The organism is Chryseobacterium sp. GQ58 (genome assembly GCF_059758895.1).
Map to the genome: position 1 here is coordinate 279,339 of NZ_JCAXEH010000004.1, position 11,495 is coordinate 290,833.

Here is an 11,495-nt window from a genome sequence, read left to right on the forward strand (position 1 = left end):
ATATGAACAAAAGATATAGCTTACATAAAATACATTCTGCGGAGGAATTTACATTTTCCCCGACAGAATACAGCTATTTCAAATACGGCGACAAATCTTTTGCAGAGAAGTTTGCTAAAGAATTATTTGACGGTTTTGTTGCTGAACACAAAGAAATTTTAGATACGGATAAAGAAATTGTGGTTTTGCCGAGTCCGTATATGGCGATTCCGACGGCCTCCAACTTTTTGTGTTTTTATTTTAAGAAAAAGCTTGATTTTTATTTATTTCAAAAAGGAAAAAAGTCCAGTATTTTATCAAAAATAAATCGGAACCACACCTATACAACAGATTATGGAAATCTTAGTTTTGAAGACCGTAAAAATCTGATCGCGAATGATACTTATTATCTGGATAAGGACTTTTTAAAGGAAAAGCTTTGCATTTTTATTGATGATATAAAAATAACGGGAAGTCATGAGTTTACGGTAAATAAAATTCTGAACGAATTCAGCGTAAATGCAGATTTTCTTTTTCTGTATTATGCAGAGCTTACGAATTTTGAAATCGATCCGAAAATTGAAAATTATTTTAATTATTACACCGTAAAAAACGTAGAAGATGTCGCCGAAGTAATGCTGAAACCAAGCTTTCAGTTCAATACAAGGATCGTGAAATATATTTTGGGTTTAGATTCCGAAAAATTTGAGTATCTTACGTCGAAAGTAGGAAAAACTCAGATGGATCATCTGCTCGAATTGGCGATCAGCAACAATTATCATCTGATAAAAGATTACGAAAACAATATAAATACTTTAATACAAACAGAACTATATTATGGCTATTAATTTGCAGAAAGGACAAAGAGAAAACATAAATGCACCCAAATTCACCATTGGTCTTGGGTGGGATATCAATAATACATCAACAGGAGGAGCTTTTGATTTGGATGCATCTTTATTTCTGTTGGGCGAAAACAAAAAGTTGGTTTCAGACAGCCATTTTATTTTTTACAACAACCTGGAATCTCCCGATAAAGCGGTAATTCATTCCGGTGATAATCTTACAGGTGACGGCGATGGCGATGATGAGCAGATTAAAATTGATTTAACTAAAATTGATGCTGCTGTAAAAGAAATCACAGTTGTAGTGACCATTCATGATGCTGAAACAAGAAAACAAAATTTTGGACAAGTAAGAAATTCTTTCATCAGAATTTTTAATACAGATACAAACGAAGAGCTTTTGAAATATGAATTAGATGAAGATTTCTCAATCGAAACTGCAGTAGAATTCGGAAGAATCTACAACAGAAACGGAGATTGGAAATTTGAAGCGGTAGGAGCCGGACAAAGAGACGGTCTTGAAAAATTTGTATCACTTTATCAATAATTTACTATGGATAATCAACCCAATCAACCCACTGATCCGCTTCAGCCGATTGAGCCACTTAAGACATTTGAGCCAACTCCGGCACAGCCGAATCAGCCTGTGCAAGCAGCAGCAGCTCCAGTTCTTATAGACAGAGACGGAAATGTAAACGCAACCCAGCTTCAGGGAGAAGAGCGCCAGAAATATGAAATGATTGCCAATTCTATTGATGAAACCAATCCCGGTTCTATCGTGAATTTTGGTTCAGAACTTCAGAAAACTTTAGCCAACCAGAGTGATAGCTTTTTAGGAAATGTAAGAAGATCAAACTCTGGAGAAGTAGGCGAATTAATCAATAATTTATTGGTAGAATTAAATTATGTAGACGTTGACGAGCTTAAAGGCAATAAAGTAAAAGGTTTTCTGAGCAGAATTCCTTTTATGAAAAAAATGATGACTCAGGTAGATAATCTGTTTGCCAAATATGATAAAATTACCAACAACATCGATCAGATTTCGCATAAAGTAAATGCCGGAATCATTACTTCTACTAAAGATAATGCAGTTTTGCAGACGATTTTCGACAGCAATGTAAATTCTATAAAAGCGATTGAAGATCTTGTCATTGCAGGAAATCTGAGAATGGAAAAAGCTGGACAAGAACTTGCCGAAATGGAAGCCAATGCTCAGAATCATGCCGATTATCAGATTGCTGACAAAAGAGATTTTATCAACAGATTAGACAGAAGATTGGCAGATCTTAAAGTCGTGCGTCTTATTATGATGCAGTCTTTGCCGCAAATCAGATTGGTTCAGAATAACAACGTTTCTATTGCTGAAAAAGCACAGACGATTTTGACCACGACTTTACCGGTTTGGAAAAATCAGCTTTCATTGGCGGTTGCAATGCACAGGCAGCAGCAGAATATTGAGATTCAGCAGAAAGTTTCTTCAACAACAGAAGAAATCTTAAGAAAAAATGCAGAGCGTCTCGGTCAAAATTCAAGAAATGTTGCTAAAGCCAACGAACAAACAATCGTATCAGCCGAAACACTGAAAGAAACGACCGCAATGCTGATCAATACATTGAATGAAGTGAAACAGATTCAGAAGCAAGGTTCAGAAAACAGAAGAAAGCTGGATCAGGATCTACAGACTTTAGAATCAGAATTAAAAGCAAATATCAGAGGTTAATAATACAGCAAAAAGGTGAATGATGAGGTTGCGATCATAATGTCTCAAAGCAAAAGAAGATTAACACGGCTTAAACTTCTCTCTAATTTTTTTGAAAATGTTGATATAATTTCTATTTATATTAAAACAGATATTATTCACAATTTATTCAACGAAAATAAAACGTTAGATCACAACAAGCTCGAGCTTTTTCACCTGCAATATACAGACAGCCTGATAGAATTGTTGACCAAAATCAAAAAGAAAAAGGAAAATGATCTGTTGGCGGTTATCAACGAAATTAATATCAACAACCAATACATTTCTGCGTTTGAAGAAAGGAAAGTTGATAGTTTTGAAACAGACAGAAAAATCTACAGCGGGATTTTTTCTAAACATTTAAAAAAGCTGTATAAAGATCTTACCGAAGATAAATTTTCGCTTGATTGGAATGATGTTTTATATTTTCATAAAAAATATGCAGCAGAATTTTACAGAACTGAAGCTGATGAAACAAAGCTGAAACTTAAAGAAGTTCCTTCGTATCAGTATAAGGATTATTCGATCGAAAGAAAATTGTTGGGAAAGCTTAATATTCAGAATTTTAAAGTTCGTTTTGTGTGCGGATACCGGATCGGAAGAGATGAATATGAATTGTTTAAGATTTTTCAGTCTGATGAGCATTTTTTATTTAATGTGGAAGAAAAAAGAATGTATTTAATTGATGATGAGTTATCGTATTTGGATACTTCAGAAAACGAATCAAATCAGGCTTCGGTGATTAATCAGCTCAAAAGAAAGAATGAAGAATTGGAAGAAACCATTCATGAGCGAAAAAGAACTTTGCCTGATGATGTAGAATCTGTTTTAAAAGATTATCTAAAAAATCTCGAAAACGTAGATATAATGAGTAAAATATTTGATGTGAATGAAGAAACCAATATTCTTCGCGCCATGTTAAATTTAAACTTAAATAATTAGCAAGAGCTAAAAACAGAATTAATAATAAAATAACAATATAAAATGGCTATTAACTTACAAAAAGGTCAAAGAATAAACCTTACCAAGGAAAATGGAACCACCCTTTCACAAGCTTGTGTGGGGATAAATTGGGGTGCGATCGAGAAAAAAAGTTTTTTCGGCGGAAGTAAAAAAGAAGCAGTTGACTTAGACGGAAGCTGCATTTTGTACGATTCTAATAAAAACGCAACAGAAATAATCTATTTCGGAAACCTGAAATCTAAAAATGGTTCTGTAAAGCACAGCGGTGACGATTTGACAGGTGATGTAGATGGTGACGACGGTCTTGATAATGAGGTTATTACGGTAGATTTTGCCAACTTGGATCCTGCTGTTGAGCATGTAGCTTTAGTTTTGAACAGCTACAGAGGCCAGGATTTTGGCACAATTCCTTTTGCTTCGATCCGTATTTATGAAGGAACCCCGACCAGCGTAAAAGAAGTTTTTGCTAAATATGATATTGCCAACGACAAATCTTTCGGCGGTCATGTTGCGATGGTGATGGGAGTTTTCTACAAGAAAAATAACGAATGGAAATTCAATGCCATTGGTGATCCTACTGCAGACAAAAAACTGGAGCAAACGATTCAGACCGTTCAGCAAAAATATTTATAACTGATTATAATCATATCATTAAAACAGCAATAACTGTACTTTTACAGCTATTGCTTTTTATCATATAATAACACATAAAATAAAGTGGAACAACATCAAAGTATTTTAGAACTGCATCCTGGTTTGGTGTGGGGGTTTGCGATAACAGTTGTTATCATGTTACTTTTAGATTTAGGAGTTTTCAATAAGAAAAGCCATGTAGTTACCTCAAAAGAAGCTACAATCTGGTCTGTTGTATGGATTTCTTTGTCGATGGTTTTTTCGGGAGTTGTATATTGGGCTTTCAATGATGCAGAGGGCCATGCGCTTGCCTTGGAAAAATTCACCCAATATCAGGCCGCTTACTGGATCGAAAAGGCACTTTCTGTAGATAATTTATTTGTATTTATCTTAGTTTTCGGTTTTTTCAAAGTGCCGAAATTCCTTCATCACAAGGTTTTATTTTGGGGAATTATAGGAGCTTTGATCTTCAGGGCGATCTTTATTTTTGCCGGAGTCGAATTAATCAATCTTACCTATTTACCTGAAATGAATATCTTCGGACATATCGTAAGAATCAATGTTGTAATGACACTTTTCGGGCTTTTCTTAGTCTATGCGGGAATAAAATCCTGGGGTGACGGCGGTGATGATGAAGATGAAGATTACAGCAATACAGCCGGAGCAAGGTTGATCAAAAGCTTCTGGAAAGTTTCTGATACTTACGACGGAGATAAGTTTTTCACTGTACAAAATGGTGTAAAAATGGCAACGCCGCTTTTGGTGGTAGTCGGAGTGATTGAATTTACCGATGTACTTTTCGCGGTTGATTCCATTCCTGCGATTTTTGCAATTTCGAATGACCCTTTCATCCTTTATACGTCAAATATTTTTGCAATTTTAGGATTAAGATCATTGTATTTCCTTTTGGCAAATTTCATTCACATGTTCAGCAAACTTCCTTATGGTTTGGCGATCATTTTAGCATTTATTGGTGTTAAAATGCTGATTGCTCCGTGGATTCATATTCCGTCGCCAATTTCTTTGGGAATTGTTGGTGGAGTTTTGGTGCTTTCGGTGCTCGTATCAATTATGTTTCCTGACAAAAAAGAAGAGGAAAAAGAAAAACTAGATTAGTAATATTTAATTAATAAATATCATAAAAGGCTTTACAATTTTGTAGAGCCTTTTTATTATATTTGGATAGAATCAATTATTATACAAATGAATAAATTTACTTTTCTTATTTTATTTCTAGGAACTTTCACACAAATACTTGCCTGTAAATGTCTGGGCGAAAGCATTGCAAAAAGATATTTAGATGCTGATATCGTTGCACTTGTAACCATTGAAAAAACTTATGGAGATAAGGAATTTAAAAAAGGAATAGGATTGAGAATTTATAGCGCAGATTTAAAATTTGAGAAAGTTTATAAAGGAGCAGCATTCAAAACTTTAAACGTTTTCGGTACAACAGTTTATGCAAGTTCTGGTGCTTGTGAAACACTCGTCCAAAGAGGAGAAAGATATTTAATTTTACTATCAAAAAATAGAGACGGAGAGTATTATGTTTCGTCTTGTAGTACAATGCCTCAAATTTCTGATTTGAAATATCTAAAAAAATATGAAGATATTTTTAAAGTTTTGGAAAAACATAAAGGTAAATTGGTATTTCCTGGCTTTGCAGTTTATGATGATTCTTCAGAAGATTATGATGTAAAAACGCGTAAAGTAATTACAGACTTTTCAAAACTAAATATTAAAAATAGAGTTGGGATTTATAAAGTTGAGGTTGATGATGACGGGAAAATTTTGTCTGTTTTGTCAATAGAAAAAATTGGAATTAAGGAAAAACAAGTCCAAAAGATTATTAAAGAAAATTTTATTGTTTATGACGGATTTGCCACGAAAAGTGGTTGGTATTTAATATTGGTTCAATTTTAGCATAAACGTTTATTTTAAATTTAATAATTCCACTATTCTATTTATATTTCAAAAGCTTATTGATTTTTTTCCTCGTCTGAAGCGAAATTTTATAAGCTTCATCCCGAAGCCTTTGAATCTTACCAACCGGCTGAAAAATCTCAGCGCTTTCAAAGGGATTGAAAGAAAGTAATTCATTTTCGCAGGCTTTAGGATTAACCAAAGAATTTTTTTCAATTTTTACTTCGCCGATTTTTACAAAAGGCGAATTTTTCCATTCACGGTTCAGAATATTGATCGGCTGATCCTTCAGGTCATAACACAACTGGATAAAAACATCAGCGTCATAATCGGCATTAAAACAAAAATTTTCAATTGCTTTTTTAGTTATCAGTTTTCTCCCAAAACTTTTATGAATGTTTTTCGGACTCAATTTTATTTTGATCATGTGATCGCCCAAACGGTAAACGCCGACAGAATGATAGTTGAAAGACAGCATAAAATCATTTCTTTTTCCAAAAAACCGAATCGTAGTTTTAAGAAAAGAGAAAGAAAATAAGCCGGGCAGATTTTTATAAAGATGAAATAGCAACGGAAATAAATTGGCTCTTTTTTTTATAAAAAAACGGTTGATTGCTGTAAATAATTGTAAAAATTTTGATACAGAATTAATGGGAAATAAAGGAAAATTCACCAACGGATAATTGGCAATGGTACGATCTGCCTCATCTTTTATTTTTATTGAAAATCCATAAGCAGGAATATCTTTTTTGTTACTTTTAATTTTCAGGTGGGCATTAGAAAGCCTTACGATAATGTCATATTTTTCTTTATCAAACAGATAAAGTAAATCGGAACGCATTTCAGGGTTGATAATAAATTCACCTTTCAAAACAGCGTACGTTTTGGCATGTGCATTTCTCGTTGCGTAGTTTACGTCACTTAAGGTTGAAGAGTTTTCCACAAAATCTGCAATGCTTTTTTTGGTTTCTTCGAGAAGCTGTTTTTCTTCGTAAGAGAGCTTGTCAAAGCTTTTATTATATTGTAATGGATTTGGCATATATTTTAAAAATCAAGTATAACGCCAAGTTTTTATTTCTACGTTAAGAGAATATTAAACTTTTTTTAATGTTTTTTGTGCTGTAAAATGAAGCTTTTAAAATAATGCTTCAAATACTTCCAACTGAATTATTTAGCTTCAAACAGTAAACCTTATCTTTGTAAAAAAAATATGGGAGTAGCAGATATGTTATTTAAAAGGAAAAAAGAGCTTGCAGAGAAAAATCTGAACGAAGGGAAAGTATTTTTGGAAGAAAATTCTAAAAAAGAAGGTATTGTTACTTTGCCGAGCGGTTTACAATATGAAATCATTACGGAAGGTGACGGCCCGAAACCAAACGCTAAAGATACCGTAAAATGCCATTATCACGGAACAACGATAAAAGGTGAAGTTTTTGACAGCTCTGTAAAAAGAGGAGCTCCGGCATCTTTTCCTTTGAACCGTGTGATCACCGGATGGACTGAAGCTTTGCAATTGATGTCTGTAGGAAGCAAGTGGAGATTGTTTTTGCCGCCAAACGTAGCTTATGGTGAAGAGCAGATCAGTAAAGAGATCGGCCCGAATTCTACGCTTATTTTTGAAGTTGAGTTTTTAGGAATAAAATAATTTTAAAAATGTACAGGTTTATCTTTTGGTAAACCTTTTTTTAAAAATAAATTGTAATATATTTTGTTGCAATTAAAATATTTGTAACTTTGCTAATAATTATGGGCAATACAAGATTCGCAACAGCGATACATATTATGACTTTACTGACAAAAAACCATCAGGAGTGGCTTACTTCCGATTGGATTGCCGGCAGTATCAATGTAAATCCTGTCATTGTGCGTAAAGAACTTGGCGGACTTAGAAATGCAGGATTAATTACAAGCCGTTTAGGAAAAGAAGGTGGAAGCCGACTTGCAAAAAATGCTTCAGAAATAAATATTTCAGAAATATATGAAGCAGTAAAAAACAATGAAGTTTTAGGCAAAAAAAATCAAAAACCGAATCCTGCTTGTCCGGTTGGGAAAGAAATCAACAGTCATTTATGTATGCTTTTTGAAGAAGCAGATCAATTGGTAAAAGATTTTTTGGGAGATAAAACTCTTCAGGATTTTACGGATCAGTTCGAGTAAATTTTTTTTGAATATAAATGTAACAAAAATTATTACAATTATTTAAATAATGAAAATGAAACTGAAAAGGTTCGTGAATTCGTTTAAAAATAAATAAAAAAAGTATGAACAAAAAAGTAGCAGTTATTGGTGCCACAGGATTTGTTGGCAGCCATGTTGTAAAAGAATTAGAAAACAGAGGCTATTCGGTAAATGCGATAGCAAGGGATATTTCTAAAATTGAGCAGAGCGAAAAAGTAACCGCAAAGAGCATTGACATCACTAATATTACTGATCTTTCGGAAAGCTTAAAAGGAAATGACGCCGTAATCAATACCTTCAATCCCGGCTGGACGAATCCGAATCTGTACACTGATTTTCTAAATGGCAGCAAAAACATCGAAAAAGCAGTTAAGCTTTCCGGTGTGAAAAGATTTATAACGGTAGGAGGAGCCGGAAGTCTTTATATTGACGGAAAACAATTGGTGGACGGGCCTGATTTTCCCGCTGATATCAAACCTGGAGCCACAGCCGCAAGAGATTATTTAAACGAAATTAAACAAAACGAAACACTTGATTGGACATTTTTCAGTCCCGCAATCGAAATGCATCCGGGATCGTCCGGCATAAGAGTTGGAAAATACAGAACTTCATTAGAATCGCCTGTTTTTGATGAAAACGGAAGAAGTATTTTGTCTGTGGAAGATGTTGCAGTTGCTTTAGTTGATGAGCTGGAACAAAATAATCACATTCGTGAGCGTTTTACAGCTGCTTATTAATTCTTTCTTGATATATTAAAATTTCGGCGGCACCAAAGGTGCCGCCGAAATTTATTTTTAATCAAATATTTTATAAATTCATAAACAACTTCGGATTGACCGGAGTATTGTTTTTATGTACTTCATAATGTAGATGCGGTCCAGTAGAACGGCCGGAATTTCCTGATTTTGCAATCACTTGACCTACTTTTACTTTATCATTTGTTTTTGCGACCAATTCTGATAAATGTCCGTAAAGCGTTGCTAAACCATTTCCGTGAGAAACAATCACGCAGTTTCCGTAGCCACCTTTTTGTCCTGAGAAAATCACAGTTCCGGCAGCTGTTGCAACAACGTCAGACCCGAATGGCACTGCAATGTCCAAACCTTTATGAAACTGCATCTGATCAGCTTCAGCAGGAGGATTATTTCTTTCAACAGGAACTTTAGAAGTAGCTGCAACAGATTTTTTTGAAGAAGCAGATGGTGCAGAAGCTACAGGCGAACTTGCCGCTTTCGGGGTAACCATTACTTTGACTTCTCTTTTATTTCCGTAGCTATCGGTAAGTTCGATGATTTTTTCTACAGGCTCAGCTTTTACTTCAGGCTTCGGAGCAGCTGCTACCGTTACAGGTTTTTCAGCAGAAGTTTTTACGGATGCATATACTGTTTTAAAAGGAATAGGATTTTTTCTGATTCCGAAATTCGAAGAAATGTAACCTTCACTTGGCATTCCCAAAGGAACCTGCATCAATTTTTTCTGAAGATCCATCAGGTATTGGCTGTATCTGTTTGATTGTTTTGCGAGATAAACAGAATTGGAAATACTGTCATTATTCAAAACCATAAGCTTCTCATTCTTAATGTTTTTTGACTTTAAAAATGAATTCAGCTGTGCGACCGTCTGATCTACCAGACCTAAATCTGTTTTCATCTTTAAGTAATCGACGCTGTCTTTTTCGGTATTTATTTTAACCAGATTTATTTCGTAATTCTTGTTGTCTTTTTCTGAAAATAATTTGGCAATGAAAATACTCTGTACAAAAACGAGCAGCAAAAGTCCGCCAAGCAGGAAGTTTACTTTCTTTTTGCTTTTTAAAAAATTCTTCATTTCTCTTTCTTAAAATTTAAACGGTTTTAAGGGTGCAAATTTAATTAAAAATAATGTTTTGAAGATATTCTTAAATTAAATTTATAATAGTTTGTAATTAACGGTGTTTTAGACATTTAATTTTATCACAATGTTAAATTTTTAAAAAAAGGCTTTTATAGGATGGTATAATTTCTGATAATCTTTGTTTTAATATATTTGCAGTTCACATTTCAATTATGGCGAAAAAGAAAACAATTTCAGAATCTAACAATTCGAAAAAGGCTAAAAATGATATTTCAGTAGGAGTTTTAGGCAGCGGAAGCTTTGCAACGGCTATTGTAAAAATGCTTGTCGAGAACTGTAAAACAGTGCATTGGTGCGTAAGAAGCGAATTTGTAAAAGGAGCTATTGAACTTCGCGGCCACAATCCGAATTACCTTACGGCGGTTAATTTTAACCTCAAACATTTAAAGCTTACAACAGACATCAACGAATTGGTTTCGGCTTGCGATGTTGTGGTTTTGGCGACACCGTCGATTTATCTTTCAGACGCGATGGATAAAATGAATTGTGAGTACAAAGACAAAATATTTGTTTCGGCCATTAAAGGGATTATTCCTAAAGTGAATGATGTCGTTGCACATTATCTGAAAGAGGAATTTCAGATTGGTTTTAGAAATCAGGCCGTTATTGCCGGGCCTTGTCACGCAGAAGAAGTTGCTATGGAAAGGCTTTCTTATTTAACGGTTGCAACCGTGGAAGACAAAACTTCCGACAAGCTGGTCAATATTTTCAGCTCAGATTTTATAAAAGTAAATTCCAGCAAAGATATTTTAGGAAATGAATACAGCGCAATTCTTAAGAATATTTTTGCAATCGGAGCAGGTATTGCGAGCGGATTAGGATACGGAGACAACTTTACGGCGGTTTTTGTATCAAATGCGATCCGTGAGATGGAAACTTTTCTTGAATCAATTTACGAGGCGCCAAGAGACGTCAACGAAAGTGCTTATTTGGGAGATTTGCTGGTGACGGCTTATTCTTTATTCTCAAGAAACAGAAATTTAGGAAATCTTATCGGAAAAGGATATACCGTAAAATCTGCAATTCAGTCGATGAATATGGTTGCCGAAGGGTATTACGCCGCAGATTCTATTTATCAAACAGCAAAACAAAAGAATCTTAAATTACCAATTATAGACACGATCTACGGAATTCTTTATGAAGGAAAAAATGCAGAAAAACAGTTTAAAAAATTGACTGCAAAACTGAATTAAAAAATTAAAAAAGTAATTAATAAAACATCAGTAAGTTATTTGCTGGTGTTTTTTTGTTTTTAAAAACTTAATAATCTTAACAGCTTAAAAATACTTAATGGTTTAAAAACTTAAGATTTTAAAATATGGAATTAACCATGTTAAAAATCA

Annotated in this window: 13 protein-coding genes; 11 read left to right on the forward strand and 2 right to left on the reverse strand. The window is 34.1% G+C overall.

Features of this window, described 5'->3' with window-relative positions:
• The first annotated feature begins 2 nt into the window (after positions 1 to 2).
• The 7 genes from AC6CHK_RS12760 (at position 3) to AC6CHK_RS12790 (ending at position 6,081) form a co-directional block, all read left to right on the forward strand.
• Positions 3 to 827 carry a phosphoribosyltransferase family protein gene (locus tag AC6CHK_RS12760; RefSeq protein ID WP_498096711.1) on the forward strand — a complete coding sequence of 275 codons (825 nt, stop codon included), beginning with the start codon at positions 3 to 5 and terminating at the stop codon, positions 825 to 827.
• Complete coding sequence (locus tag AC6CHK_RS12765) at positions 817 to 1,371, forward strand: TerD family protein (RefSeq protein ID WP_498096713.1); 555 nt, start codon at positions 817 to 819, stop codon at positions 1,369 to 1,371. Before AC6CHK_RS12760 ends, AC6CHK_RS12765 begins: the two co-directional genes overlap by 11 nt.
• A gap of 6 nt (positions 1,372 to 1,377) precedes the next feature.
• Entirely contained in the window at positions 1,378 to 2,544 is a 1,167-nt protein-coding gene (locus AC6CHK_RS12770) for a toxic anion resistance protein (protein ID WP_498096715.1), read from the forward strand.
• A 39-nt stretch (positions 2,545 to 2,583) separates the two neighbouring features.
• Positions 2,584 to 3,504 carry a hypothetical protein gene (locus AC6CHK_RS12775; RefSeq protein WP_498096717.1) on the forward strand — a complete coding sequence of 307 codons (921 nt, stop codon included), beginning with the start codon at positions 2,584 to 2,586 and terminating at the stop codon, positions 3,502 to 3,504.
• A gap of 42 nt (positions 3,505 to 3,546) precedes the next feature.
• Positions 3,547 to 4,158 carry a TerD family protein gene (locus AC6CHK_RS12780; protein WP_498096719.1) on the forward strand — a complete coding sequence of 204 codons (612 nt, stop codon included), beginning with the start codon at positions 3,547 to 3,549 and terminating at the stop codon, positions 4,156 to 4,158.
• An 84-nt stretch (positions 4,159 to 4,242) separates the two neighbouring features.
• Positions 4,243 to 5,274 (forward strand): TerC/Alx family metal homeostasis membrane protein, encoded by a 1,032-nt coding sequence (locus AC6CHK_RS12785; protein WP_498096721.1) that lies wholly within the window; start codon positions 4,243 to 4,245, stop codon positions 5,272 to 5,274.
• Positions 5,275 to 5,361: 87 nt separating this feature from the next.
• Positions 5,362 to 6,081 carry a hypothetical protein gene (locus AC6CHK_RS12790; RefSeq protein ID WP_498096723.1) on the forward strand — a complete coding sequence of 240 codons (720 nt, stop codon included), beginning with the start codon at positions 5,362 to 5,364 and terminating at the stop codon, positions 6,079 to 6,081.
• Between the two features lie 37 nt (positions 6,082 to 6,118).
• Here AC6CHK_RS12790 and AC6CHK_RS12795 read toward each other — a convergent pair whose 3' ends face one another.
• Complete coding sequence (locus AC6CHK_RS12795) at positions 6,119 to 7,120, reverse strand: catalase family protein (RefSeq protein WP_498096725.1); 1,002 nt, start codon at positions 7,118 to 7,120, stop codon at positions 6,119 to 6,121.
• A gap of 171 nt (positions 7,121 to 7,291) precedes the next feature.
• On the opposite strand from AC6CHK_RS12795, the gene bamJ reads away from it, so the two are divergent.
• From bamJ to AC6CHK_RS12810, 3 genes are all read left to right on the forward strand, one after another.
• Positions 7,292 to 7,726, forward strand: coding sequence for a BamJ family beta-barrel-assembly machinery protein (gene bamJ, locus AC6CHK_RS12800; RefSeq protein ID WP_498096727.1), 435 nt, complete (start codon positions 7,292 to 7,294; stop codon positions 7,724 to 7,726).
• Between the two features lie 101 nt (positions 7,727 to 7,827).
• Positions 7,828 to 8,238 (forward strand): Rrf2 family transcriptional regulator, encoded by a 411-nt coding sequence (locus tag AC6CHK_RS12805; RefSeq protein ID WP_498096729.1) that lies wholly within the window; start codon positions 7,828 to 7,830, stop codon positions 8,236 to 8,238.
• A 104-nt stretch (positions 8,239 to 8,342) separates the two neighbouring features.
• On the forward strand, positions 8,343 to 8,996 hold the full coding sequence (locus AC6CHK_RS12810; RefSeq protein ID WP_498096731.1) for an NAD(P)-dependent oxidoreductase: 654 nt from the start codon (positions 8,343 to 8,345) through the stop codon (positions 8,994 to 8,996).
• A 70-nt stretch (positions 8,997 to 9,066) separates the two neighbouring features.
• Here the strand turns inward: AC6CHK_RS12810 and AC6CHK_RS12815 are convergent, their stop codons facing one another.
• Entirely contained in the window at positions 9,067 to 10,086 is a 1,020-nt protein-coding gene (locus AC6CHK_RS12815; protein WP_498096733.1) for a M23 family metallopeptidase, read from the reverse strand.
• Between the two features lie 218 nt (positions 10,087 to 10,304).
• Here AC6CHK_RS12815 and AC6CHK_RS12820 point away from each other — a divergent pair, with 218 nt between their 5' ends.
• The gene (locus AC6CHK_RS12820; protein WP_498096735.1) at positions 10,305 to 11,345 is read left to right on the forward strand and encodes an NAD(P)H-dependent glycerol-3-phosphate dehydrogenase; all 1,041 of its coding nucleotides are present in this window, start codon (positions 10,305 to 10,307) and stop codon (positions 11,343 to 11,345) included.
• Positions 11,346 to 11,495: the final 150 nt, after the last annotated feature.